The sequence below is a fragment of the Fimbriimonadaceae bacterium genome (assembly GCA_023957775.1).
Lineage (GTDB): Bacteria > Armatimonadota > Fimbriimonadia > Fimbriimonadales > Fimbriimonadaceae > JAMLGR01.
In genome coordinates this window covers 1-25,660 of the sequence record JAMLGR010000005.1, presented here as the reverse complement: position 1 = coordinate 25,660, position 25,660 = coordinate 1, and the positions used below count along the sequence as shown (strand labels likewise).

At 67.0% G+C, this 25,660-nt stretch carries 21 protein-coding genes; 9 read left to right on the top strand and 12 right to left on the bottom strand.

What is annotated here, in order from left to right; translation table 11 throughout:
* The first annotated feature begins 14 nt into the window (after positions 1-14).
* From purS to M9921_05475, 3 genes are all read left to right on the top strand, one after another.
* Positions 15-248: a phosphoribosylformylglycinamidine synthase subunit PurS gene (gene purS, locus M9921_05485; protein MCO5296293.1), complete on the top strand. Its 234-nt coding sequence runs from the start codon at positions 15-17 to the stop codon at positions 246-248.
* Positions 245-934, top strand: coding sequence for a phosphoribosylformylglycinamidine synthase subunit PurQ (purQ, locus tag M9921_05480; protein ID MCO5296292.1), 690 nt, complete (start codon positions 245-247; stop codon positions 932-934). The genes purS and purQ overlap by 4 nt, the downstream gene beginning before the upstream one ends.
* Positions 935-1,007: 73 nt before the next feature.
* Positions 1,008-1,694 (top strand): C40 family peptidase, encoded by a 687-nt coding sequence (locus tag M9921_05475; protein MCO5296291.1) that lies wholly within the window; start codon positions 1,008-1,010, stop codon positions 1,692-1,694.
* Here M9921_05475 and M9921_05470 read toward each other — a convergent pair.
* Genes M9921_05470 through M9921_05460 form a run of 3 tightly spaced genes read right to left on the bottom strand, consistent with a single transcriptional unit; the run spans position 1,691 to position 5,498 of the window.
* Positions 1,691-2,728 (bottom strand): DUF1611 domain-containing protein, encoded by a 1,038-nt coding sequence (locus tag M9921_05470; GenBank protein MCO5296290.1) that lies wholly within the window; start codon positions 2,726-2,728, stop codon positions 1,691-1,693. The two genes, M9921_05475 and M9921_05470, sit on opposite strands and share 4 nt — an antisense overlap.
* A complete protein-coding gene (locus M9921_05465) occupies positions 2,718-3,761 on the bottom strand; it encodes a hypothetical protein (protein ID MCO5296289.1) in 1,044 nt (347 codons plus the stop codon). The genes M9921_05470 and M9921_05465 overlap by 11 nt, the downstream gene beginning before the upstream one ends.
* A gap of 15 nt (positions 3,762-3,776) precedes the next feature.
* Positions 3,777-5,498, bottom strand: coding sequence for a long-chain fatty acid--CoA ligase (locus M9921_05460; protein ID MCO5296288.1), 1,722 nt, complete (start codon positions 5,496-5,498; stop codon positions 3,777-3,779).
* A 62-nt stretch (positions 5,499-5,560) separates the two neighbouring features.
* Between M9921_05460 and M9921_05455 the strand changes: the two genes are divergently transcribed.
* Positions 5,561-5,974: a DCC1-like thiol-disulfide oxidoreductase family protein gene (locus M9921_05455; protein ID MCO5296287.1), complete on the top strand. Its 414-nt coding sequence runs from the start codon at positions 5,561-5,563 to the stop codon at positions 5,972-5,974.
* Positions 5,975-6,014: 40 nt separating this feature from the next.
* Here M9921_05455 and M9921_05450 read toward each other — a convergent pair whose 3' ends face one another.
* Positions 6,015-7,322, bottom strand: coding sequence for a DUF58 domain-containing protein (locus M9921_05450; GenBank protein ID MCO5296286.1), 1,308 nt, complete (start codon positions 7,320-7,322; stop codon positions 6,015-6,017).
* Positions 7,323-7,357: 35 nt separating this feature from the next.
* Between M9921_05450 and M9921_05445 the strand changes: the two genes are divergently transcribed.
* Positions 7,358-8,101 carry an RDD family protein gene (locus M9921_05445; protein ID MCO5296285.1) on the top strand — a complete coding sequence of 248 codons (744 nt, stop codon included), beginning with the start codon at positions 7,358-7,360 and terminating at the stop codon, positions 8,099-8,101.
* A gap of 231 nt (positions 8,102-8,332) precedes the next feature.
* The gene (gene recF, locus M9921_05440) at positions 8,333-9,460 is read left to right on the top strand and encodes a DNA replication and repair protein RecF (GenBank protein ID MCO5296284.1); all 1,128 of its coding nucleotides are present in this window, start codon (positions 8,333-8,335) and stop codon (positions 9,458-9,460) included.
* Between the two features lie 117 nt (positions 9,461-9,577).
* Here recF and M9921_05435 read toward each other — a convergent pair whose 3' ends face one another.
* On the bottom strand, positions 9,578-12,718 hold the full coding sequence (locus tag M9921_05435) for a S41 family peptidase (protein ID MCO5296283.1): 3,141 nt from the start codon (positions 12,716-12,718) through the stop codon (positions 9,578-9,580).
* 116 nt (positions 12,719-12,834) lie between these two features.
* Between M9921_05435 and M9921_05430 the strand changes: the two genes are divergently transcribed.
* Genes M9921_05430 through M9921_05420 form a run of 3 tightly spaced genes read left to right on the top strand, consistent with a single transcriptional unit; the run spans position 12,835 to position 15,501 of the window.
* Positions 12,835-13,254 carry a DUF721 domain-containing protein gene (locus tag M9921_05430; protein ID MCO5296282.1) on the top strand — a complete coding sequence of 140 codons (420 nt, stop codon included), beginning with the start codon at positions 12,835-12,837 and terminating at the stop codon, positions 13,252-13,254.
* Entirely contained in the window at positions 13,238-14,632 is a 1,395-nt protein-coding gene (locus M9921_05425) for a ComEC/Rec2 family competence protein (protein MCO5296281.1), read from the top strand. Before M9921_05430 ends, M9921_05425 begins: the two co-directional genes overlap by 17 nt.
* Positions 14,575-15,501: an MBL fold metallo-hydrolase gene (locus M9921_05420; GenBank protein MCO5296280.1), complete on the top strand. Its 927-nt coding sequence runs from the start codon at positions 14,575-14,577 to the stop codon at positions 15,499-15,501. Before M9921_05425 ends, M9921_05420 begins: the two co-directional genes overlap by 58 nt.
* 513 nt (positions 15,502-16,014) lie before the next feature.
* Here the strand turns inward: M9921_05420 and M9921_05415 are convergent.
* From M9921_05415 to M9921_05385, 7 genes are all read right to left on the bottom strand, one after another.
* Entirely contained in the window at positions 16,015-18,627 is a 2,613-nt protein-coding gene (locus tag M9921_05415) for a valine--tRNA ligase (protein ID MCO5296279.1), read from the bottom strand.
* A 715-nt stretch (positions 18,628-19,342) separates the two neighbouring features.
* The gene (locus tag M9921_05410) at positions 19,343-20,374 is read right to left on the bottom strand and encodes an ATP-binding cassette domain-containing protein (protein ID MCO5296278.1); all 1,032 of its coding nucleotides are present in this window, start codon (positions 20,372-20,374) and stop codon (positions 19,343-19,345) included.
* Positions 20,375-20,408: 34 nt separating this feature from the next.
* Positions 20,409-21,560 carry an aminotransferase class I/II-fold pyridoxal phosphate-dependent enzyme gene (locus tag M9921_05405; GenBank protein MCO5296277.1) on the bottom strand — a complete coding sequence of 384 codons (1,152 nt, stop codon included), beginning with the start codon at positions 21,558-21,560 and terminating at the stop codon, positions 20,409-20,411.
* A gap of 207 nt (positions 21,561-21,767) precedes the next feature.
* Positions 21,768-23,513, bottom strand: a complete 1,746-nt coding sequence (locus M9921_05400; protein ID MCO5296276.1) for a hypothetical protein — start codon at positions 23,511-23,513, stop codon at positions 21,768-21,770.
* Entirely contained in the window at positions 23,510-23,794 is a 285-nt protein-coding gene (locus M9921_05395; GenBank protein MCO5296275.1) for a hypothetical protein, read from the bottom strand. Before M9921_05395 ends, M9921_05400 begins: the two co-directional genes overlap by 4 nt.
* Positions 23,787-24,194 carry an RNA polymerase sigma factor gene (locus M9921_05390; GenBank protein MCO5296274.1) on the bottom strand — a complete coding sequence of 136 codons (408 nt, stop codon included), beginning with the start codon at positions 24,192-24,194 and terminating at the stop codon, positions 23,787-23,789. The genes M9921_05395 and M9921_05390 overlap by 8 nt, the downstream gene beginning before the upstream one ends.
* A 452-nt stretch (positions 24,195-24,646) precedes the next feature.
* Complete coding sequence (locus M9921_05385; protein MCO5296273.1) at positions 24,647-25,408, bottom strand: class I SAM-dependent methyltransferase; 762 nt, start codon at positions 25,406-25,408, stop codon at positions 24,647-24,649.
* Positions 25,409-25,660: the final 252 nt, after the last annotated feature.

Below are 25,660 nucleotides of genomic sequence, written 5' to 3'. Positions count from 1 at the left end.
GCCAAACTAGCGGCATGACGACCGTGCGCGTCTTTGTGACGCTCAAGCCTTCGCTTCTCGACTCCGCGGGGCGCACCGTGGCCGGCTCCCTGCGCAAGCTCGGCTACGACGAGTTGGAGGAGGCGCGGATCGGCAAGCTGATCGAGCTGCAGTTGTCGCATTACTCGGAGGCCCGGGTCAAGGAGATGTGCGACAAGCTGCTCGCGAACCCCGTGATCGAGGATTACCGGTTCGAGGTCGTGCCTTGAGGGTCGCCATTCCCCGCTTTCCCGGTTCGAACTGCGACCAGGACGCCCTGTGGGCGCTGCGCGAGGACGTGGGGGTCGCCGCCGACTACGTCTGGCACGACGATCACTCCTTGGCCGGATTCGACGCCGTGTTCATTCCCGGCGGATTCTCGTTCGGGGACTACCTGCGGTGCGGCGCCATGGCGGGGCGGTCGCCGATCATGGACGAGGTGGCGCGCTTCGCCTCGGAGGGCCGCCCGGTGCTGGGCGTCTGCAACGGATTTCAAGTGCTTTGCGAGACGGGGCTGCTGCCCGGCGCGCTCCTTCTGAACCAGAGCGAGAAGTTCGTGTGCCGCCGCGTGCATCTGGCCGCGGTCAACCGCACCAGCCTCTGGACCGCCGGGGTCGATCGCGTCCTCGGGATTCCCGTGGCGCACGGCGAGGGCCGGTACGTGTGCGATGAAGCGACCTTGAAACGGCTCCAAGACGAGGATCGCATCGCGTTCCGCTACGTGGGACCCCGCGGCGAATCCGGTCGGGAACACAACCCCAACGGCAGCGTCGATGCGATCGCGGGAGTTCTCAACGCCCGAGGCAACGTATTAGGGTTGATGCCGCATCCCGAGCGCGCGACGAAGGCGCGTCTGGGATCGACGGATGGGCTGGCGATCCTTCGGGCTTTTGCCGCCGTCGGCGTCGGGGGGTGAGAGCCTCGCGAACTCAAGCCGATAATGGAGACGTCGCCGTTATGTTACACTTGAAGGACCTTTGATTCGACCAATGCGGGCATTCGTACTCCTTTTTCTCCTCGCCGTTGCCGCTCTTGCGGGAGCGGACGTACGTGTTTTGGGCAAGCTCGGGCAGGCGCTCGAAGCCACGCCGATCTACTCCAACGCGGACAAGGGCGCGCGTGTCTACTACCGCGCCAAGCAGTACGAGTACCTGGTCGTCCAAGACTTCAAATTCCCGCAGTGGCGCAAGGTGCTCCTGCAGAACGGCAAGTTCGGCTACGTGCCGAGCGACCTCGTTGCGGAGCTTCCCTACGAGGTGACCTTGGACGCCAGCACGCGCGGCGCCGCGCTGTCGTCGCGGGCCGGCGCCGGATCGACGGTCGCGAGCCAGTCGCTCCGCTACATGGGCACGCCCTACAAGTGGGGAGGCAACAACTTGCAGAACGGCATCGACTGTTCCGGCTTTGTGAAGCAGTTGTTCGGGCAGATCGGCGTCGACCTTCCGCGAACGGCCGCCGAGCAGGTGAACTACGGCAAGCCGATCACCAAGCTCGAAGATCTGCAGGCGGGCGACCGGCTGTACTTCTGGGACGCGAAGCGCGGCAAGGTGGGCCACACGGGCATCTACCTGGGCAACGGCTACTTCTCGCACGCGAGTTCGGGGAAAGGCCAAGTGAGCACCGACTATCTCGGCGCCGCCAAGTGGCTGAAGATCCTCGTCGCGGCTCGACGCTAGGCGTCGTTGGTCGTGATGGCGCCGAGGAGGGATTCCACACCGTTGCGGACCGGGTCCGTGGTGGGTAGGCCGGTCTCCCGTTCCACTTGCTCCACGGCATCCCTGGCCTCGTCTTCGCCGAGGTGGGACGTGTTGAGCGCGACGCCCACGGTGATCGGGGTTGGAAAGGTCCCGCACGTGGACGCGAGTTCTTCGTAGAGCCGCATGTAGGGCTTGAGCGGAGGGATGGCGATCTCCTTGAGGCGGCGCAGGTGCGTCTGCCCCGCCCGGTGGCACAGCACGAGGTGTGTGGGACAGGCGCCTCGGAGCAGGGGCAGCGTCGAAGTGCTGCCCGGGTGGCACAACGCGCCTTGGCCTTCGACGATCACCAGTTCGTCTCCCGCCCGGGCCAGCACCTCGCGCTCGATCGCTCCGCCGGCGAAGTCCACCCGCACGGCGTCCAAGGGGACGCCCGATCCGGTCAGCACGATGCCGATCTGACCCGTGGCGACGAACGAGGCGCGCAGGCCGCGCCGTTTGGCCTCTCTCCACAACTCGAGCCCCGCCGTCATCTTCCCCACGGCCATATCGGTGCCGATCATCAGGACGCGGCGGTTGGCGAGCGCGGCGGCCTTGCCCGTCGCCACGCCCAGCCCCTCGGGCTCGAGGCGCACGTCCCACACCCACTGCCCCGCCTGGAGCGTCGGATAGCGCGGACCGAGCAGGTCGTGCAGTCCGTTCACCACGCTCAGGCCCAGCTCCACGGCCCGGTCGATGACCGGCCACCACGCGGGAGGCACGAGCCCGCCCGGAGGGGCGATGCCCAACACGAACACCTCGGCTCCCGCAGCGGCTGCCTCCTCGACCGTGGCGACCACCGGGGCCGAGCCCGGCGTCTGGATCACCTCCTCGACCCGCCGGCCCGCGTGCTGGGAGTCGATCACGCACGCGATCGGGTTCTCGGAGTAGCGCAGGATGCCGAACCCCATCTTCCCCGGGTCGGTCGTGAGGTTCCCCTCCATATACAGCGCGAGGCGCTGCTCCTTACGAAGCATCGTGGAGGTAGGCCCCATGACCGGGCACGTCGCGCGGGGTCACCACGCCTTCCACGAAGAGCAGACCCCCCGCCGGATCCGGGTCGAGGTTCAGGTGCGAATCGAGGTCGATGTGGTCGAAGAAGGCGCCGATCGAGGCACCCGCCGCGATGGCGACCGACGACTCGCTCATGCAGCCGATCATGGTCTTCAGGCCGTGGGCGCGCGCGGCCGCCACGATCCGCACCGCCTCCGTGAGTCCTCCGCACTTCATCAACTTGAGATTCACCCCGTCCACAGCGTGGGCGACCTTCGGGACGTCGCTCGCGAACCGGCACGACTCGTCCACGAAAATCGGGAGGGCTCGACTTTCAAACAGCTCGGGCAACTGGTCCTCAGCGCCCTCGACCAGAGGCTGTTCCACGTAGTCCACACCGCGCTCGGCGAGCCAGCGCGTCATCGTCTTGGCGTCGGCCAGACTCCATCCGCCGTTCGCATCGACCCTGAGTTTCACCGCATACGGCTTCGCGGCCGCGGCGGCGGCTTCGAAATTCCGCTGGTCGGCCTCGATGCCGTCCGGGGAGCCCAGCTTGATCTTCAAGCACCGAGCCCGGGTGAGGTCGAGGATCTTGGGCACCCGCTCTCGCATGACCTCCGGCGGATTGATGCCGATCGTGACCGAGGTGGGAACCGAAGGCAGGGGGAGCCCCAACAGCCGGTGCAGCGGCTGTTCGCACCGCTTGGCCCACAGGTCCCACAGCGCGACGTCCATCGCCGCCATCGCGGGCGGGTCGATGGCGTCCTCGCGCATCCGGTCCCACACCTCGTGGATCGACCCGTCGTGGCGTCCGGCCGCGATGAACTTCTCAAGCTGGGCTTGGCCCCGCTCCGCCGTCCAAGCCGAGCCCGTTGCCGGCGAGAGCTCGCCAAGACCGACTTGGCCGGTCGGGCCGTGGACTTCGACGAAGAGGTTTTCGGACGAGGCCATCGTGCCGCGGCTGATGGCGAGGGGAAAGAGCTTCTGGAGTTCGATGCGCTGAAAGGAGACCTTCACATCCCAAGCGTACCGCTAGCCCAGCAGGTCGGCAAGGACGTCGGCGTACTTCTCTTTCACGACCTTGCGCCGCACCTTCAACGTCGGGGTCAGCTCCCCGCCCTCGATGGAGAAGGTCGCCGAAAGCAGACGGTGCTTCTTCACCAGCTCGAAGTTCGCGAGCGTCTTGTTGACTGCGTCGATTTCCCGCTTGATCAGTTGCTTCACCGCGTCGAGCTCGATGAGCTGCTCGGGCGGCGCGGGGGCGAGGCCGTGCTCCGCCGCCGCCTGCGTCAACGCGTCGAAATCGGGCACGATCAGCGCGCAGACGCAGTCCATGCCGTCGCCGAACAACACGGCCTCCGCGATCAGTGGGCTCTCCTTCAGCTTGTTCTCGATGGGCTGGGGCGCGACGTTCTTGCCGTTGCCCAGCACGAGGATGTCCTTCTTCCGGTCGGTGATCTTGAGATACGGCCCCTCGAACACGCCGATGTCGCCGGTGTGGAACCACCCGTCGGAGTCGATCGCCTGGGCGGTCTCCTCGGGGAGGTTCCAGTACCCGATCATGCGGCTCTTCCCGCGCACGAGGATCTCGCCGTCGTCCGCGATCCGCACCTCGACCCCCGCGATTGGCGGACCCACGGTGTCCGGGTGGTTGTCGTCGGGGTGGTTGATGCATGTGGCCGCGGTGGTTTCGGTGAGCCCGTAGCCCTGGAGCATGGGCATGCCGAACGCCATGAAGAACTCGCTCACGTGGGTGGGAAGGGCGGCGCCGCCCGATACGAAGAACCGCAGCTTGCCGCCGGTGAGCTCGCGCACCTTCGCCCCAACGAGAACGTCCATCAGCCCGGCGAGCGGGGCCGGCTTCCCGCGGTAGCGCTTGACCAGTTGGTCCTTGGCCAGGTTGAAGAGTTTGCGGCGCACGAGCGGCGCCTTCGACGCCTTGTCCACGACCTTGTCGCGGATCGACTCGAGGAACCGGGGGACGCAGAGCATCACCGTGGGTTGCACGGCCTTCATATCCGAGGGCAGCGAACGCAGGCTGCCGGCGAACCCGATCGTCGCCCCGCACGAGATCGGCAGAATCTGCCCCGCCACGCGTTCGTAGACGTGGCTCATCGGCAGGAAGCTGAGGAACCGGTCGTTGTGGTCGATCGGCAAGCTGCCCACGATAGCCTCCATGAGGCTCGTGAACCCCTCGTGTGCGAGGATGGCCCCCTTGGGCGCGCCCGTGGTCCCGCTCGTGTAGATGATCGTGGCGGGGTCGCCGGGCAACGTGCCCCGAATCGCCTCCTCAACGTCCGCATCCGTTAGGGACCCTAACAATTGTTGCGCTCGGGCGTCGAGCGAGTCCTCGCCTTCGAGCAACTGCAGGATCTCGGCCGGACGTCCTGCGGCGTGCTTCGCCGTCTGCTCGTCCGAACCGGCGAGGAGGAGCTTCGCCTCCGAGTCCGCGACGATGTACTGCGACTGGTCGGGCGGCAGCGTGGGGTAGATGGGAACGAGGATGGCGCCCAGCAGTTGGCACGCCCAGTCGGCCTGCGCCCACTCGGGGCAGTTCTCGCTTTGGATCGCCACGCGGTCCCCGCGCGCGACGCCCAGGGCGCGGAGGGCGGCGGCGTAGGCGGTCGCCCGCTGCCACAGGGTCGCGTACGAAACGGGTTCGAAACCGTGCTTGGAACGCACGAGGAACGCGGGCTCGTCGCCCCACTTCGAGCAGGATGCCCGCAACAATTCGCCCAGGTTGTTCGCCGCCACGCAGTTCCTCCCGTCCGGTTCCGATCATTGTAAACGATCGCACCGCGGTACAGTCGGGACCGATGTCGGCCGACCGTCTCCTGCTGTACGACGGGGTATGCGCGCTCTGCAACCGCGTGGTCGCCTTCGTGCTCCGGCGGGACCGGGCGCGCCGTTACCGATTCGCCTCGCTCCAGTCGCCCGCGGCCCTGCCTTATCTGCAGCGCCACGGCGTCGATCCCGATGCGATGGACACGTTCGTGCTCGTCCTCGACCCCGACACGGATCGGGAGCGTGTGCTCGTTCGCGGGCGAGCCGGCGTGCGCGTGCTCGGCGAGATGAGGGGCCTCCTTTCGCTGATGCGCGCGGCCGCGTGGCTGCCGACGCCTCTGTTGGACTGGGGCTACAACCTCGTCGCCCGCAACCGCTACCGCGTGTTTGGCCAGTTCGACGCGTGTCCCCTGCCACCCCCCGAACACCGCGACCGCTTCTCCTGAAGCCCCCGACAAACGACAAACGAAAAGCGATCAACGATCCCTAGAGTGCGCCGCGCTCCTTCACGCCGAAGTAGAAGGAGACGAGGGCCGTCGCCAGCTCCTGCGGCTCGGCGTCGAGGGTGTGGATGCCGCGGCCTCCCAACATCGAGCCCGCCCGGGCGCGCTCCGTCTCCAACTGCTGGGCCGCCGCCCTCCGGTACAGATCCTGCCTCGACTCGACGCCCGCGTGCGCCAGAGCGAACAGGCGCGGATCGGCGACCCGGGCGAGGAGCGTGAGGTGCCGCTTGGAGAGCGGACCCAGCGCGGCGGCCATCGAGCGCGCCTGCTCCTCGTCCTCGACGTCCGAGAAGCAGATGAGCAGGGAACGCCGGTTCCACCGGGACGCGAAGTACGCGAAGGCCCGCGCGGGATCGCTCTCGACCGGCTCCGCCTCGAGGTCGTGGACCGCCTCGATGATCGCACCGAGCGTGTTGCGGCCCTTGCGCGGCAGGATGGAGCGGCGCACGGTGTCCGCGTAGACCAGGATGCCCACACAGTCGCCCGCGCGCGCGGCCGCGTGGGCGAGCATAAGGACCGCGTCGAGGACGTGGTCGAGCTTGCGAACGCCGTCGACCTCCGCCAGCATGAGCCGGCCGACGTCGATGCCGAGGACGACCGATTGGTTGCGCTCCTGTTCGAAGTTGCGCACGACGAGCTTGCCTCGGCGCGCGGTGGCTTTCCAATCGATCTTGCGGAAATCGTCCCCTTCGGTGTACTCGCGCAGCGACTCGAACTCCATCCCCAGCCCGCGCATGCGCGAACGGCGGATGCCCATCTGGCGCAGGTGGCCGCGCTGGCGGAGCAGGTCGAACTCGCGCAGGGCCAGCACGTTGGGATAGACGCGCACCGGCTGCTCGCTCGGCAGGCGCCAGATGCGCTCCACAAGCCCCAGGGGGCCCGGGACCCGAACGAACGTGCCGCGGAAGAAATCGCTGCCGCGTTCGCGGGGAGTGATCCAGTAGTGGAACTCGGCGACGTCGCCCGGCGCCACGCGGAGCGGAAACTCGCGCGTCGTCGCCTCGAAGTCCGGCGGAGGTTCGTCCCGCAGCACCCCGCGCAACGGCTCGGCCCCCTCGTTCTCGACCGTCACGTCGATGCGGTTCGCCACGTTGACGGAGAGCACGGGATCGAACTTCCTGCGAACGCGGAGCTTCCCCGCATCGGCGGCCTGCAGCCCGGAAACCAGCGCCGCCCCCAACACGACGGCGTCGTAGAGGAGCCCGAGCCAGGGGGCTCCCGCGGCGGCGCAGGCCGCGACGACCGGAATGCCCAGCGCGATCAGGAGCCAACACCGCTTCGTCGGAATCATGGCGAGGTCTCGAAGGTAGCATCGCGTTTGACGCGATGACGCACGAGTTTGCCATTCTCAGCCCCGAAAAAACCATCTTGACCTACCCGCTCGCGCGCTTGGGCAGCCGCGTTATGGCGCACCTTCTGGATGTGATGCTGATAGGCGTCGCCCTCGTGGGCATCCAGTTCGTCTTCGGACTCCTGTCCATCGTGGAGCCTGGGCTTGCCACGGCCGTGCTCTCCCTGACCGCGTTGCTCGGACCGTTCGCCTACTTCATCCTATTGGAGGGCTTGTGGAACGGGCAGAGCCTCGGCAAGAAGGCCGTCGGGATCCGGGTCCGCATGGCCGACGGAACGCCCGTGACGTTCGGCGCGGCGTTGGGACGCAACCTCATGCGCCCCGCGGATCTGTTCCCCGGCTCGTACTTCGTCGGGCTCCTCGCCGTGTTCACCAATCCCCGATCGCAGCGGCTCGGAGACCTCGTGGCCGGCACGGTCGTCGTTCACGAGCGCACCGATCCCCCCCAGTTCCACACGGCGCCCCACCAGGTCGGCATCCACCCCTTGGAAAGCGCCGTGGGCGATCTGCGCGGCATGACCCAAGAGGAGTACGTGGCGCTCAAGCGGCTTTGCGACCGCTTTCCAGAACTGCCCGCGGGGGTCCAGGAGCGCGTGGTCCGCGAAGTGTGGCTGCCCTTCGCGCAGCGCCGCTCGGTCCCCGAGGCCCCCAACGTCCACCCGATCTTTCTTGCGGAGGCGGTCGTCATGCGCTACGGCCGAATCCATGGACTCCTGTAAGTCCCCTCGGGATAGCTCCCGGAAAACCCAGCGCCCTCCGTTCGATGGAAAAACGCCGGGCTCAAACTTAGACACATCGCTTCCTTTTCCCCACGCTTTTCCACGCTTTCGCGAAAGTACCCGGCAACGGTTTCAGATTCAAAACCAGACACCAAAGCTAGACTTTCAGATTCGGACGCCCTCGTTTTCCACAGTTTCCGGTCTCCTTAAGAACAACAAGAGGAGACTCCCTTGAGCTCTTCCGGAGGGATCTCACCGGGGGAAATCCGGTTCGGGGCGCGGATGGTCTCGCTGCGCCGGTTTCGGAACTTCGAGGAGTTGGATCTCGAGCTGAGCGAGGGGTTCAACGTTCTGGCGGGCCCGAACGCCCAGGGAAAGACGAACTTCCTCGAGGCCTTGCACTGGGTCTCCACCACGCGTCTGCTGCGAGGCATGCGCGACGCCGAAGCGATCCAGGACGGAGCCGACGCGGCCGAGGTGCTCGTCGAGCTGCTTTCCTCGAACACGCAGTTGGGGATGCGGTTGGTGCGGGGGGCGCGCAAGCGAGCCACGCTGAACGGGGTCGGTCTGCCGCGCGCCGCTGACTTGTTGGGGCGGATGCCGTGCGTGAGCCTGACAACGCTCGACCTGCCAATCGTGCGCAACGATCCGGCCGAGCGAAGAATGTTCCTCGACGTCGAGCTGAGCCAGCTCTATCCGGCGTATCTGAGGCACCTCAGTCTGTACAAGCGGGCGCTCGAGCAGCGGAACGCGCTGGTGCGGGCCAGTCGGGAGCGCTTCGTCTCCCCTTCGGAGTTCGAGCCTTGGGAGAGCCCGATGGCCGAACACGGAGCGGCGCTTCGGACCATGCGCAGCGCCTTTCTCGAGCGCCTGGTTCCCCACGCGGAGGAGGTGCACGCTTCGATGGGGGGCGGCGAAGGCCTCCGCCTGGCCTACACGCCGCGCGACGAGGCGACGGGCGCTTCGGAACTGGCGGACGCCCTTGGGGCGACGCGTGCGGCCGACCAGGCGCGTGGAGGCACGAGCGTGGGTCCGCACCGCGACGACTTTGCCATCGCGATCGAGGATCGCGAGGCCCGGCTGTTCGGGTCGCAGGGCCAGCAGCGCACGGCCGTGATCGCGCTGAAGATGGCGACCCTGGAGGTGGCGCGCGAAGAGCTGGGCGCCCCGCCGTTGCTGCTGCTCGACGACATGTTGTCGGACCTCGACGAGACACGCAGGGCGATGCTGGTCGAGCGGACGCTGGAATGTGCAGGGCAGGCGGTGTTAACGTGCACAGAAGCATCGTCCGCGGGTCCGGAAATCTTGGAGAAGGCGCGCGTGTTCAACGTGCGCGCCGGCACGATAGGCCCGGCGTAACGGGTGCCAAGGGTGCCCAAAACGGGGTGCCACGCCCGCTCGACGGGCGTGTCGAACACGCGAGCCCAAAACGGGTGCCACGCCCGCTCGACGGGCGTGAGTTCCCGGGACCCGGGCCTACCCGCCGCCGCGGCGGATGCGGATCGGATCGGCGGGTTGTTTCGGCTGCACCACCGGGTGCCGCTTCAGATCGTCGAGCAGCCACTCGACCGACTTGTCGAGTTGGGGGTCCTTCCCGATGGCGAACGCGTTGGGATCGCTGGGAACGTCGATGTCGGGGGAGACCCCGGGACCCTCGATCACCCACCCGTCCTTCGGCGTCCACATCCCGTAGTTGGGAACGGACACGACGCCGCCGTCGGCGAGGGGCCAGCCGGGCGACGAGCCGACCTCGCCGCCATACGTTCTGCGGCCGATGATCGGCCCAAGGCCGAGGTCGCGGAACCGGTGGGGAAACTCCTCGCCGCAGGACACGTTGAACTCGTTGGTGATGCAGACCTTGGGCCCGAGGAAGTAGTCGCCGTTCCGCGTCCAAGATGCCGAGCTCGCCCGCATGTTGAAGAACCCGGTCAGCTTCTCCGACAGGATCTTGTTGATGGTGTTCTGCGTGTAGCCGCCGTTGTTGAAGCGCGTGTCCACGATGAGCGCCTCCTTGTTGCGCTGCGGATAGAACTGGCGGATGAAGTCCTCCACGTCGGGCCCGGACATCGCGGCGAGGTAGAGGTAGCCGACCTTCCCTCCCGACGCCTTCTCGACGTAGCGCCGGTTCTGTTCCACCCACTCGAGCCGGCGCATGCGCGTCTCGTTGCCGATCGGCTTGACGAACACGGTGCGCGCCCCTTCGAGCGTCGGCTTGTCGTTCAGCACGACGGAGACGATCTGACCGGCCCGGCCCACAAGCGCGGCCCGGTAATCGGAGCGGGCGTCGAGCGGTTGGCCCGCCACGGCGAGGAGGAACTCGCCCTCCTTGGCGTCGATGCCGGCGACGGCGAGCGGCGAACGCTCGTCCTCCCGGAGGCCGTCGCCGCGGATCACCTTCGTGAGGCGGAGCTTCCCGGAGGGGTCCGGCTCGGTATCGATGCCGAGGAACCCGCCGGCGACCGGCTTGAGCAGTTCGCGCTCGTCGCCGGGCTGCAGATACTCGTGGGACGATCCCAACTCCGACTGCATCCAGCGGATGAGGATGTCGAGCTCGTCCCGGCTGCGCACCGAATCGAGGTACGTGGCGTATTTCTTGCCGATCGCCGGCCAATCCACCCCGTTCATGTTGGGGACGTAGAAGTAGTCGCGCAGCAGGCGCCACGCGTCCCAGTACATCTGCTTCCACTCGGAGGCCGGGTCGATCAACAACGTGAGGCCGTTGGTCTTGAGCGCGCCGGCCGTCGGGGGCAGGTCCTTTCCTGCGACATCCACGACGCGGTTGCGGACCAGGAGCTTCTTGCCATCGGCGCTCAGCTCGAAGGTCGTGCCCGGCGTGATCGTGGCGGGGGCCTTGGCGCCCAAGTCGTAGGAGGCGACCGCCTCGTCGTCGGCGAAGATCACCTTCGATCCCACCATGGCGACCTGCGTGTACTTGCCCGGCTTGAGGGGAAGCGCGATCGAGCGCTCGTACAGGCCGTCGAAATCGATCGCGACCTCGACCTCCTTGGCCTTATCGGACTTCTCTTCGGGCTTTTCCGCCCCTTCGACGGGGTCTTTGAGGGCGAGCGGGTTCTTCTCCTTGGCGGAGAGCAGCATCAGCATGATCTGCGTGGCGGGCTCCGTGTTCAACTGGTTGAGGATGGCGTCGTCGACCGCCGAGAAGGTGCGTCTCGAGAGGAACGCGAGGTACTTGCCGTCGGAGCTGAAGGCCGGCGCGGTGTCGTAGGCCAGGGGGTGCCCGAGCACGGTGGTTTTCGCCGTCGCGATCTCGTAGAGCGCGAGGTTGGTCTGGTTCGAAATCGGATCGGTCTGGGTGAGCGCGATCCATTTGGAGTCCGGTGAGAACGAGGTGGGCGTCGGTCCCCAGCTCAGGATCTCCTGGTGGATCACGCGGTCTTGGCCGGTGGCGGCGTCGACGAGCCGAAGGCGCATCTCGCTGTCGTAGAGCAGGATCCACTTCGAGTCGGGGCTCCATCGGAAGTCCACGAGTTGGCGCTTCGCGTCGGTGGTGAGGGCGTGTTCGCCGCTGCCGTCGATGTTCGCGACGACGAGCTGCTGTTCCCCGCTGGCGTCGCTGGTGTAGGCCAGGCTTTTGCCGTCGGGGCTGGGCTTGGGCAGGCGGAGCCGAGCGCCATCCTGACGCTTCCACACCCTGCTCTCGCCATCGCCGACCGGCAGGTCGAGGATTTGGCCCCGTGCTTCGGCGTAGACGCGTTTGCCCGTGGGACTGATCGCGTAGGCGCCGATCGGTTCGGGATCGGTGTGGAACGGCACCATGTGCATCCGGTCGCTGACGAGTCGGAACGGGAGGGGCGTGATCTTGCCGGTGGCGGGGTCCGCCATCTCGATGCCGCGTCCGCGTTCGTAGACGACGTGCGCGTCGTCGCCCGCGAGTTCGCGGATCTCGACGTCGCTGGCCGAGCCGAGGGGTTTGGGAGCCCCTCCCGCCAGAGGCACCGCCAGGAGCCGGAAGGTCCCGTCGCGTTCGTTGGCGAACACGGCGTGGCCTGCGGCCGCGACGGGGTACTCGTTCGTGCCGTCGACGTTGGTGATCTGCTTGAAGCGCTTGGCGCCGAGGTCGGCGGTCCAGATCTGGTTCTGCATGCCGCCCTTGTAGTGGAACCACGCGTCGGAGGCGCGGTAGAAGCGCGTGAAGACGAGTTGGCCGTTCGGCGCGTACGCCGCGTGCGATGCGAATTCGATCGGCAGTTTGGACTCGGGGCCGCCGTCGGCCGGGACCTGGTAGAGGCCGAAGCTGCGCGGCAGGCTGCGCGCGCGAAGCAGGACCGACTTGCCATCGGGGGTCCAGTCCTGCACGAAGGCGTAGTCGTGGCGGTACGTGATCCGCTTGGGAACGCCGCCGGCGGTGGGCATCACGTAGGCCTCCCGCACGCCGTCGTACTCGGCTGTGAACGCGATCTTGGAGCCGTCGGGCGAGAACCGGGCATCCATCTCGGTGCCCTCGTGGCGCGTGAGGCGCACGGCCTCGAGCTTGGAGATCGAGCCGAGCCAGAGATCTCCTTCGCACGTGAAAACGACCTTGTCGCCGTGGACGTCGGGCGTGCGGAGGAAGGGGGCGTCCTCGACGAAGAGCGGAAGCAGCAGAGCGCACAGCATTTTTCGAGCATAGCGCACGCGTGGGAAGGACGATGGAAAGCGATGGCGAAGAGGACCTAGGTCGTGCCGTTCTCCACGGGTTTCTTTCAGGGTGGGGACCGGTAGGATGCAGTGCGATGAGACAGATTCGCGACGTGATGGGAGGGGCGATCGAGCGGGCGGAGGTGCTCCGCGCCGCGCGCGCGCAACGCGTGCTGCGTCGCTGGAACGAGGTGGTGGGCGAAGAGCTGGCGAAGCGGTCGTGGCCCGACCGGTACGAGCGCGGCACGGTGTGGGTCGCCGTGAAGGGTTCGGCTTGGGCCAGCGAGCTGCGCCTGATGAAGGAGCGGATCCTCAAGGGGTTGGACGAGCTTGCGGGCGAGCGGGGCCTGTTCGAAGACGTTCGGTTCGGGGACCGGACCGTGCGCGAGGGCCTGGAGCCGGCGGAGCCCCCCGAAGAACCTTCGGAACCCAAACGATCGGATGTCTCGGGCCTTTCGATCCGGGAGATTGCCGAGCGGCGGTTGAGGCAGTGGGAGGATGAGGGCGGAGCTTGAGGCGCGTCCGCTCCTCGTCGCCGTCGCGGGGTTGGCCGTGGGGTTGGCTTCGCCGTTGGACGTCGCCGCGTTTCCGCTGCTGATCGTTCTGTTGCTGCTGGTTCGCTCGTGGGAGCTGAAGCGTCTGGCGTGCTGGATGGCGCTGCTGGGGTTGGCGCTGGCGCCTCGCGGGGCGATGACGCCGCTGCGGGAGAGGAGCTACTTCGAGGGCACGGTCTCGGTGGCGACGGTGCCGCGTTTGTATCCCGACGGTTCGACGTGCGAGGTGGAGGGCCCGACGGGGCGGTTCAGCATGTGGGTGGACGGGGATCGCATGCTCGCGTTGGGGGACGTGGTGCGCGTGAAGGGGGTGTTGCGCCCGCTGCCGGACGGGTCGGACGCCTACTGGCACGCGCGGGGCGTGTCGGCGCGCCTCCAGCCGGCGTCGCTGGTGCGTCTTGCGGGTTCGGGCGGCGTGTTGGCGTGGGGGGTGCGGTGGCGCGCGGCGTTCGTCCGCTTTTGCGGCGCGACGATGGTTCCCGAGGCGGCGCGCGTGGTGGACGCCGTGTGTTTCAACGTCAGCGGGGAGTTGGATACGGAGACGCGCACCGAGCTGCAGCGCTCGGGGACGACGCACATCGTGTCGGCCTCCGGGCTCCACGTGCTGATCTTCGCGTTCGCCCTTCAGATGGCGCTGGTGTCGCTGCCGATCCCTCGTTGGGCCCAACTGCTGTTGTTGTTGGGCGTGCTGGTGTTGTACGCGGCCGCGACCGGGTTTCGGCCGCCGGTCGTTCGTGCGGTGATCATGGCGGCTGTGTATGCGGCGGCGTACTTGTTCCGACGGGAGCCGGACGCGTTGTCCGCGCTCGCGTTGGCGGGGTTGGCGTACCTGGTGTTCTCGCCTCGCTCGCTTCAGGACGCGGGTTTCCAGCTCTCGTTTGCGACGGTCTTCGGCTTGGCATTGTTTCTTCGCGCCCGGCGGCCGGCGCGGGGCGGGCTTGGCCGTTTGGGCCGGGGGCTGGTCGACGTGGCGCGCACGAGTTTGGCGGCGACGCTCGCCTCGGGCCCGCTGGTCGCCTACCACTTCGGGATGGTGTCGCTGGCTTCGGTTCCCGCGAACGTGATGGTGGCCTTCGTGCTGCCGCCGATGATGACGACGGCGCTCGCGGCGTTGGCCGCGTCTTGGCTGTTGCCTTCGGCGGCGGCCGGCGCCATGGGCTGGGTGGTTCAGCCGTTGGCGGGTTGGGTGTTGTGGGTGGTGTCGCTGTTTGGGAGCCAGCCGTGGGCCGCGGTGGAGATTCCGCCCTTCCACCCGTATTGGATCGCCGCGTACTACTTCGTGTGGCTGGCGTTCTGGCGCCGGGTCCCGAGACCGGTTTCGGAGCCGGTGCCGCGGTGAGGGCCTTGCGCTGGATCGCCGGGGCGCTGGTTCCGGCGGCGCTGGGGGGCATGTGGGGTTGGAGCGAGCCCTTTCCCGCGAGCGCTCTGTCGTTCCTCGCGGTGGGCCAAGGCGACTGCGTGGTGCTTCAGCATGCGGGTTGCACGGTGTTGGTGGACGCGGCGCCCGCGACGGACCGGTTCGACGCGGGGCTTCGTTTGGCGGCGCCCGCGTTGCACGAGTTGGGCGTGGAGACGCTCGATCTCGTGTTGCTGACCCACCCGGACGCGGACCACATCGGGGGTCTTCCCTCCTTGGCGCGCGCGTTTCCCATCGGCCGGGTGGCGGCGTCGCGCGCGTTCCACGACCACAAGGACCTGCGCCGGGCGTTGCGTCGCGCGGGCATCGGCGAGGACCGGATACTCTGGATCGACGCGGAGGCGCACGTCTCGATCGGCGCGCTCGAGGCGCGGATCGTCGCCCCTCCCCTGGCCCGCGGGGCCGAGGACAACCAAGGATCGTTGTTTGTTCACCTAACGAATGGTCAAGCGAGCGCCACGTTGAGTGGCGACGCGGGGGTGGACACGGAGGCGGCGGTCTTGGCGCGCGGCGAGGATTGGCGTGCGGAGGTCATCATGGCGGGCCACCACGGCAGCGCGACGTCCTCGGGTCCGCGGTGGTTGGCCTCGGTGCATCCGCGCTACGCGGTCGCGAGCTGCGGGCGCGACAACCGGTACGGGCATCCGAGCGGCTCGGTGCTGGCGCGCTACGAGGCGGCGGACGCGAAGGTGCTGCGCACGGACCGCGACGGGACGATCCGCTTCACGTTCGGGGCCGAAGGGGTCCACCTTCTCGCGCCAGTTTCACGCAAAGAACGCAAAGATCGCTAGGGGTTTCACGCAGAGGCGCTGAGGCGCGGAGGGTTTTCACGCAAAGAACGCAAAGATCGCTAGGGGTTTCACGCAGAGGCGCTGAGGCGCGGAGGGTTTTCACGCAAAGAACGCAAAGACCGCTATGGGGCTAGGCGAAGGGCGCGGAGGGCGAATGGGGGTCATCCCGAGCGAAGTCGAGGGAACTGGTGGTGCAGGGCGCGCAGGTTGCGGGAGTAGCCGAGTCACGCTCGCTCCCGGCTCCAGGTTCCTCAACGTTGCTTGGGATGACTCGGGTGGCGTGAGTTGCTTCCCGATGTCCCATGCATGCGGGTAGGGCCACAACCCCAAACCAGAACCCCTCCGCGCTTCAGCGCCTCCGCGTGAACCCTCCCCTTAGCGCCCTTTGCGTCCTTTGCGTGCACCCCTCCGCGCCTTTGCGTGCAACCCTCCGCGCTTCAGCGCCTCTGCGTGAACCCTCCCCTTAGCGCCCTTTGCGTTCTTTGCGTGCAACTCCCCCTTCGCGCGCTCTCCCTACCCGAACATCGCCTGCCGCGCTTCGAGCTTCGCGATCCGCTCCTCGAGGTCCGCGGCGGTTGCGCGCTCGCGCTCCACGACCTCCGGCTTCGCGCGCTCGACGAACTGGGGATTGGCCAGCCGGGCTTGAAGCTTGGCGAGTTCGTCGGCGAGCTTCTCCTTCTCCTTCCCAAGGCGCGCCAACTCCTTGTCGGGATCGACGAGCCCTGCCAGGGGCAGCCACAGGTCGATCCCCTCGATGCTGGTCGAGAGGGCCTTCTCAGGGTCGGGCGGAGGTGTGGGGTGGAGGGTCTCGATCCACGCCTGCGATTGGACGATCGGCTCGCCGCCGCGAAGGTCGCCCGCGTAGTACGCATCCGGCACGGACTTCATCGCGGGCAGGTCCACCTCCGCCCGCAGGGCTCGGAGCGCCCGCGTGACTTCGAACGCCCGCTCGACATCGGCTTCGGTAGCGCCGTCCGCGTAGTGCTCGGGCAGCTCGGGCCACCGCGCCGCCATGAGGAAGGGCGCCTTCTCGGGCAGGGGCAGGTGGCTGTAGACCTCTTCGGTGAGGAAGGGCATCAGGGGATGGAGCATCGTGACGAACGCCTCGATCGCGGTCAGCAGCACCCACTGGGGAGCGGTTGCGGAAGCGGAATCGGTCAACCTCGACTTGGAGACTTCGATGTACCAATCACATAACTCTGACCACCAGAACTTATACAAATGCTGCGCTGCAACCTGCAAGTCGTAGCTTTCATAGGCTGTCCGGACGGCACGCTCGGTCGCCACGAGGCGACTCAAGAGCCACTTGTCGGCCGGCTCCAGTTCACCGGGACTGGCGGGTTTGCCGTCAGGCGTGTGGAGCAGCACGAAGCGGGTAGCGTTCCAGATCTTGTTGCAGAAGTTGCGGGCGTCCTCGGTCTTCTTGTCGCTGTAGCGGATGTCCTGGTTCGATCCGGTTTGGCTGAGGAGGGTCCAGCGCATGGCGTCGGCGCCAAAGCTCTCGATCACGCCCATGGGATCGACGCCCGTGCCCAGGCTCTTGCTCATGCGGCGGCCGTCTTCGGTGAGCACGGTGGCATAGATGAAGACGTGGTGGAAGGGGATCTCGTGGAGCAGGTCGAGGCTCATCATCGCCATGCGGGCCACCCACAGGTTGATGATGTTGCGATCCGTAACCAGAACGCTCGTGGGATACCGTTCTGCGAACTCCTCCGTGGCTTCGGGCCAGCCAAGGACCGCGAACGGCCAGAGACCGCTGCTGAACCACGTGTCGAGGACATCGTCGTCCTGGCGAACAATCTTCTTGTCCCCGGCCTTCGCCTGGGCATCGTTCCAATCCAGGCCTGCGAACGCCTCGCCGGCCTCCGTGTAGTAGATGGGAATCCGGTGACCCCACCAGAGCTGTCGGCTCAGATTCCAATCCCGGATGTTCTCCAGCCACTCGACGAAGATCCGCTCGTAGCGTTCGGGGGAGAAGCGGATCCGCCCCGCCCGCATGGCTTCGAGCACCGGTCCTGCAAGCTTGGGCTGGTCCACGAACCACTGCTCGGAAAGCAGCGGCTCGATGGGCTCCCCGCTCCGCTCGCTCACGGTCAAAGCGATCTCGTGATCCTCGATCTTCTCGAGGAGCCCCGCCGCCTCGAGGTCCGCCACGATCCGCTTCCTGGCCTCGACCCGATCGAGCCCGGCGTAGGGGCCGCCCTCGGAGGTGATGCGCGCGCGTTCGTCGAGGAGCACGGGCATGGGGAGGTCGTGTCGCTGGCCAACGGCGTAATCGTTGGCGTCGTGGGCCGGAGTGATCTTGACCGCTCCCGATCCGAACTCGGGATCGGGGTAGATATCGGCGATCAACGGAATCTCGCGGTTCATCAGCGGCAGCAGCAGCGTTTTGCCAACGAGGCCTTTGTAACGCGCGTCGGAAGGGTGGACCGCCACGGCCACGTCGGCGAGCATTGTTTCGGGGCGGGTGGTTGCGATCACCACGTGGCCCGACCCGTCGGCGAACGGGTAGCGGATGTAGTAGAGCTTGCCTCGAACGAGGCGCCGCTCGGTTTCGATGTCGCTGACACTGGTTTTCAGCACGGGATCCCAGTTGACGACGCGTTTCCCCCGGAAGATGAGCCCCCGCTCGAACCAATCGACGAACACGCGGTGGACAGCCTCGGCGTAGGCGTCGTCGAGCGTAAACCGGAGGCGCGACCAGTCGAAGGCGCACCCAAGGCGGCGAAGCTGGTTGAGGATCGTATCGCCGCTCTCCTTCCGCCACGACCAGACGCGCTCGACGAATGCATCGCGGCCAATTTCGGCACCGCTCGAGCCCTCCTTGCGGAGCTGCTTCTCGACGACGCTCTGCGTGGCGATGCCGGCGTGGTCTTGTCCGGGGACGATGAGCACGCTGTCTCCCTGCAGCCGACGGTACCGGCCCAGCACATCCTGAAGCGGATAGCAGAGGGCGTGGCCCATGTGCAGCGACCCCGTGATGTTCGGAGGCGGAATGGTGACGGTGTATCGGGGCTTCGTGGGGTCGAGGTCGGGGCTGAAGAGCCCGGCCTGTTCCCAGGCTTCGTACCAGCGTTGCTCGACCGATGAGGCGTCGTAGCGCGAGGAGAGAGAGGATTCGTTCATGTTGTCAGCCTCCTTTCCTGTCGTGAAAGGAGCTCCGAGGATACCTGGTTGGGGTGGGGGCTTGGTGTTTCACGTGAAACGTCGGGGGCCGGGCATGCTCGGGGGAGTCGCACGCAACGGTCGCCAGGGGGTTTCACGCAGAGGCTCTGAGGCGCGGAGGGGTTTCACGCAAAGAGTGCAATGGGCGCTGGGGCTTCACGCTGAGGCGGTGGGGCGCGGAGGAGGGGAGGGGAGTTGCACGCAAAGAACGCAATGGGAGCTGGAGGGGTTTCGTGCGGAGGCGCGGAGGAGGCGAGGGGAGTTGCACGCAAAGAACGCAATGGGCGCTGGAGGGGTTTCACGCGGAGGCGGTGAGGCGCGCTGGGGTTTCACGCAAAGTGCGCAACGGTCGCCAGGGGGTTTCACGCAGAGGCTCTGAGGCGCGGAGGGGTTTCACGCAAGGAGCGCAATGGGCGCTGGGGCTTCACGCTGAGGCGGTGGGGCGCGGAGGAGGGGAGGGGAGTTGCACGCAAAGTGCGCAAAGGGCGCTAGGGGGTTTCGTGCGGAGGCGCGGAGGAGGCGAGGGGAGTTGCACGCAAAGAACGCAATGGGCGCTGGAGGGGTTTCACGCGGAGGGGCCAAGGCGCTCGGGATGGCTTGGGGCTGCCAGGTTGAGTGGCGTTGCTGGGGTTCTGTGGAGACCGAAGCGAGGGTCCGGACCGCCCGTTCTTGGCGTTCACTCCGCGACGGATTCCCGATTCCCGTCTCCCGTCCCCGGATTCCCGCCTCCCACCCGCCCCTCCGCGAAGAGTTGTCGCACGACGTCCTCGATCGCCACCTCTTCAATCCCCACGTCGGCGACGCGCATGGACTGCAGGATGCTTGCCGTGATCCGCGGCGTGTCCTTGCGGGAGACCTCCAGAGTCGCAGTGGCGCCTTCGTGTTCGATCACCTTTCCGAAGCGGTCGAGGTCGGAAGCCTCCACTTCGTGCTCGAACAGAAGGCGGAGCCTCCGGCGGTCGCTGAAGCGGGCGGTGAGGGAAGCGAGGGTGCCGTCAAAGGCGAGCTTCCCGTGATCGATCACGATCACGCGCTCACACAGCTCCTGCACGTCCTGCATGTAGTGGCTGGTGAGGAGAATTGTCGACCCGTCCTCGCGGTGAAGCTGTTTGAGGAAGTCCCGAATGCGCTTTTGGCTGACAACGTCGAGCCCGATGGTCGGCTCGTCGAGAAACACCACGCGCGGGCCGTGAAGCAGGGCCGCGACCAGCTCGCACTTCATGCGTTCGCCCAAACTGAGTTTCCGCACCTGGGTGTGCAGTTTGTCCCCGATCTCGAGCGCTTCGACGAGGAATGCCAACCTGCGATCGAAGACGGCGTCCTCGACCTCGTAGAGCTCCTTGAGGACCCGAAAGCTGTCCCACGCCGGGAGGTCCCACCAGAGCTGCATCTTGTTCCCCATCACCAGGGAGATCTGGCGCAGCATCTCAGGCTCGCGCCTCATCGGCACGTGGCCGAGCACCTCGACCTCGCCGGATGTGGGCTGCAGGATCCCGGTCAGCATCTTGAGCGTCGTCGTCTTGCCCGCGCCATTGGGTCCGAGGAACCCCACCAACTCCCCCTGAGCCACGTCGAAGCCCACGTCGCGGACGGCGAGCACCTCGACCTTCTCGCGGACGAACAGGCTGCGCACCGCGCCACCCAAACCCGGCGCCTTCTTGTGCGACAGGTAGGTCTTGCAGAGATGCTCGACGTGGACGGCGGCCATCAGAAACGCATCATACCTGCAAGGGGTACGAAAGTCACTTCAGAGAGTGGAGAGCCCGGCCCATGCGGTCAAGCAACGATTCGAGGAGTGGGGGTGGACCCAGGGTGACGCGGACGAGTTCGCCCAACGGAGGAGCGATGGGCCGCCGCACGAACGTGCCTTCTCGAGCCAGGGCGTCGACCCATGCGGCCGAGCGGGTCTCGCTGCCGGTGCGGACGGAAACGAAGTTCGTTGCAGAGGGAAGAGAGGTCAGGCCGAGCGCCTCCACCTCCGATGCGAACAAGTGCCGTGCGGCCGCCACCTGCTCCACGGCCCCGGCAAGGAATTCTGGTGAGCGCAGAGACGCCAGTGCTCCTGCCTGGGCGATGCGGTTCACGCCGAAGTGGTTGCGGATGCGGTCGAGGGCGCGGATCAGTTCGCCGGGACCCATTGCATAGCCGATCCGGGCCCCCGCCATCCCATAGGCCTTCGAGAAGGTGCGCAGCCGGACCGTGCGCTCGGGCGCCGAGTCCTCGGGCAGCGCGCTGGGACAGAACTCCGCATAGGCCTCGTCCAGGATGAGCGTGCAATCGCCGGGCAGCCGTTTGGCGAATCGCTCGACGTCTTCGCCGAAAAGGAATGTGCCCGTCGGATTGTCCGGATTCGCCAGGTACACAAGCTTCGCCTCGAAGAACCGAACGGCGTCGAGAAGGGCGCCCAGGTCGTTCTGGAACGCGACGTACGGCACCGTCTCCATGCGTCCGCCGAATCCCACCACGTGGTAGGCGAACGTAGGGTAGCTGCCCAGAGAGGCGACCGCAACGTCGCCCGGATCGAGCAGCGCGCGGACGAGCACACCCAGGAGGTCGTCGATGCCGGACCCGACGACGATCTCCTCCATGGGCCGGCGGTGGATGCGGGACAACTCCTTCCGGAGGTCCCAAGACTCGGGATCGCCGTACCAACAGGGCGCCGATGCCTCCGCCGCCATCGCCTCGGCCGCCGCCGGCGCCACGCCGAACGCGCTTTCGTTGGCACCCAACCGCAGCTCGAAGGACTGCCCGCGGGCCCGCTCGAGGGCTTCGGGAGCGACGAACGGCACCGTGGCGGGTAGTCCGTCGACCGCGCGGGAGAGCCTCACACGACCCAGTTCGGCGGGGCCGCCTGGGCATCCTTCCGCCCGTTTCGCCGCGAGGATTCGCACCATAACCCAGGGAACACCTCCTCCCCCACCCCTGCCCCAGGTGTCGGGTCCCAGCGCGTCAAATCCCGATATCGCCCACGACCCCCGAGGGGTCACCGAAGGTTCCCCGGGGCCGAGCGAAGCGATGCCCCGGGTGCGAGGATCAAGCGAAGGCGACCCCGGGCGCAAGAGTCGAGCGGAGCAAACCCTCTGGTGGCGGGTCCAAACGCATCAACCCTCCAGCGCTGAGGTCGAACCCACACCGAGTTCCGACCGAGCCGAGGCCGCCTGGTTCAACAACGTGTCGAGAACCGCCCCCGCCTGCGCGTCGTAGCCAATGGCCATGAAGGCTGCCGCGACGTAGAGCGCTCCCAACGTCGCGCACGCCAGACCCGCTGCGCGCGGCCGTTCGCGGCGCCGAGGCAACGGGAGGACCGCCGCAAGAACGACCGTAGCGGCAAGCCCCGACATGACCGCCCCCAGCCACGAACCCAGTAGGGCTGAGAAGGCGGCGATCCCACCGACGATAAGGCTGGCTCCGGTCAAGGAGACACCTGCGACCCACCAAGGCACCTGCGCCTTGGGAGACAACGCTGCGGCCAAGATCACGACGGCCCCCAGTACCCACGCGGCGGTGCACCCCGGGATGGCCGAGACCGTGGCGATCGCAGCCACGCCGCCGACGAATCCCAGCGTCTCGGGCCTCTTGAACACCCACCCCAAGGGAGCGAGGATGGCGAGCAGGCTCAACTCCACCGGTAGCGGAGATCGGCCGGGAATCGCGGCCATCGCCAGAGGGATCGCCAACAACCACACAAGCGGCGCGCTGCAACGGCGGAAGCGATCGGTCATCCATGTTCGGAGCCGGTAAAGCCCCGCAAGGGCGGGAAGCGCTGCAAATGCCGCCAAGACCCAGGCGCCGAACAATGGCCGCAGCGTGTTCAAGCGGTCTTCCATATAGCTGCCGGGGCCGAAGCGGCCATGCGACATCGCGGGAAAGAATCGCCCGTAGTCCAGGGCGAGGTCGTCGAGAAGGGGGTCGTCCGTCTCCTCGGCGAGCACGGTCGCGCGGGTACGTGCCTCTTCGGGACTCAAGCGTGTAAGGAGGTTGGGCTCCCCCTTGGGCTTGAGCGCGTGAGAGATCAAGAGAAAGCCAACAAACGGATCGATCGGAGACGTGCCATCCCGAAGCAACAGCCCCCCGATGCGGACCACGGCCGCCCGATTCGCAGGCTCGTCCCCCGAGGTGAAGTTCCGGGTGGCGGTTCGGAAGGATGCCAGATGCGGCAAGACGACAGATGCTGCCAGCCACGCGATTTCGGCTTGCGACCGCGGGTACCGGGACTGGAGGGCGCGCCGCCCCACGGAAACCTCGGTCCACTCGTAAGCGCGGTAGTGGCGAAGGTTCGAGGCGGCGAACAGTGCTTGGGAGGCCCCGTCCCTGTGACCTTGAGCATCGAGGATCGCGCCTCGCATCAGCAAGAAGAAGGCGTTGTCCGGGTCGAGTTCCGCGCCCCTTGCGCAAGCCGCGAGCACCGTCGCCTGCAACTTCGCCCGCACGTTCGAGAAGTTGGCGGGACCACCGGTCCAGGTCGCCGGGTTCGATGCGACGCGGATGAACTGCGCCAGGGTGGGAGCCGTGTCAAGGCGGTCACACACAGCCTGCAGCGCCGAAAACCGCCCCCAATAGGCCTCCCCGTCACGGAAGTCGGGTGCTTCTCGAAGCAGCGCGAACATCCGCTCCTGGTCGTCGCGGGGGTCGGCAATGCTGAGAACCCGTGGCGTGGGTTCGAGGTGGGCGGGAAGCGCGATCTGATCGGCCTCCTCCTCGGGAACAAGGAAGTAATCCGGCTTCAGCTCCCATCCGCCCGAGAGCAACTCAAGCTGATTGGGCAACAGCCACCGTGTTTTCGGCAGCGCCAACAGGCCAGCCACGAAAGCGGCGACCGCCAGGGCGCACATCCAGGGGCGGTTCATACGAAAGCCCCCGGCTTCCGCCGAACGATGGCACTCACCGACGGAATGGGCATCGAATCCGTCATCTGGCGGCTCGCCAGGTAGCGCGCGGTATCCCTCGCTTGTGCCCAATCGATCGCGGGCGACCAGGTCGCCGCCGAGAACGCAAGCACGAACCCCACGGCCGTCGCGGCCACCCATTGCCTGGGATCGCTTCGGGCGGGAACCCGAATCGAGGCGGGGACCGACGCGCAGGCGCATTCATCGAACCAAGACTGGAGAGCCATCTCGGGATCACGCATCGCCCCACTCCTTCCGAAAGGCTTCGCGTGCCCGGTGCAGTCTCGATGCCACCGTTCCCATCGGAATGTGGAGGAGCTCGGCGACTTCCGCGTAGGCCAAACCCTCGAAGTGGGTGAGTGCGAGGAGGGCGCGATCGGCCGGGTCGAGCCGGGAGAGCGCGTCGCGCACCGCCACCTCGGTCTCGCACGCGGGAAGGGAACCCCCTTCGGCGATCGAATCGCCGCGCCGTTCTCCAAGCAGAGTGAGCGAACAACGCACCACGATGCGACGCAGCCAGGCCTTCGGGTCGTCCACGTGGGCCAACTTGTTCCGATTGCGCGCTGCGCGAACCAGGGCCTCCTGCGCGGCGTCCTCGGCCAACTCCGGGGAGCCGAGGATCGCGAGCGCCAGCCGAAACATCCAAGGTCGCAGCGTGACGAGGAGTCTGTCGACCTCTGTTCGGGAACGTGCGTCGCCCATCGATCTGGTGTGGGAAGGCAGCGTGTGCTCCATCTCTAACCCTAAGGACCGGGTTCAAGGGGCTTTTCTTCGACCGAAATGGGAAAAAGGAAGTGCCCAAGGAGAAATGCTGCAAGACGACGGTAACGGTCTCCGAATGCTCATCGGGTGCGACGCCCGCTGGGCGGGCGTGATTTCGAGGTTGGAGCTGAGCGTCTCCGCACGCTGCCAGGGCTTTGGAACAGCCTCTGGGGCGTCGCTATTCCCAGGGATCTGGCTGGCAGGGCGCTGAAGAACGACCTCGAAGAGTTCGCAGACGTTTGGCCCGGGGTCGAGCTGCAGCGAGACCCTGGGCTCATTCGGCGCCTTAACGCACCCGGAGCAAAGGGCCGAAAGCGGCGCGTGCGCCCTTATCAGGACCCCGCAAAGCGTGGATGGACCAACACGGCGGTGATCAGCGGGTACGCCTCGCCCGGCTCCAAATCGCTCAACTCCCACGGCTCGATCTCCGCGTCGAATCCCGCTTCGCGCAACATCGGCAACAGTTCGTCGATCTCCCACAGTCCCATCGTGTGCGTGTCGTGCTCGACCGTCAGCTCCCCCTCGCGCCGAATCAGAAACACGAACGTCGTTTCGAACGTGCGGTCCGAGGGGTCCGGGTCGAAATCCACTTCGAGGGTCGTGACCGAGAGGTCCGCATCGCCGATCGTGCGCACCTTCGTCTTGTGTTGCACGAAGCGGGAGCGCAGCTCTTCGGGAAGGTAGATGAGGACACCGTTGGGTTCGAGGTGCGCCGCGGCCGTGTGGAACGCGGCCTGCATCTCCTCGGGGGTGTGCATGTAGGTGCTGGCGTCGTGGAGCAGCACCCCGTCGAACGTGCGCCCCAAGCGCACGTCGCGCAAGTCGCCTTGGACGTACTCGACCTCGGGGTTGTGCGCCCTCGCGACCTCGATCATGGCGGCGCTGCGGTCCACGCCCGTCACGCGGTACTCGCGCTTGAGATGGAAATCGATGCTCCCCCCGCCGCTTCCCAAGTGCAGCACGGAGCCTTGCGAAGAGACGCCCTCGCGCGCGAACCGGAGGCGGAAGGACTCGACCTCCTCCGCGTAGTGCGACGGCGGGCTGAGGTAGTTCCAGACCCAGGCCAGATCGTCGTAGAGGCGCGGAGAGGGCACGGCCCAGCGTACTGGATGCGGGGCGCGGAAGGCGCGGAGGGTAGTTGCACGCAAAGAACGCAAAGGACGCTATGGGGGATTTGCACGCAGAGGCGCTGAGGCGCGGAGGAGGGAACAGGGGTCATCCCGAGCGAACTCGAGGGAGCTGGTGGTGCAGGGCCCCCGGGCGCGGAGGGTTGCACGCAAAGAACGCAAAGGACGCTATGGGGGTTTTGCACGCAGAGGCGCTGAGGCGCGGAGGAGGGAACAGGG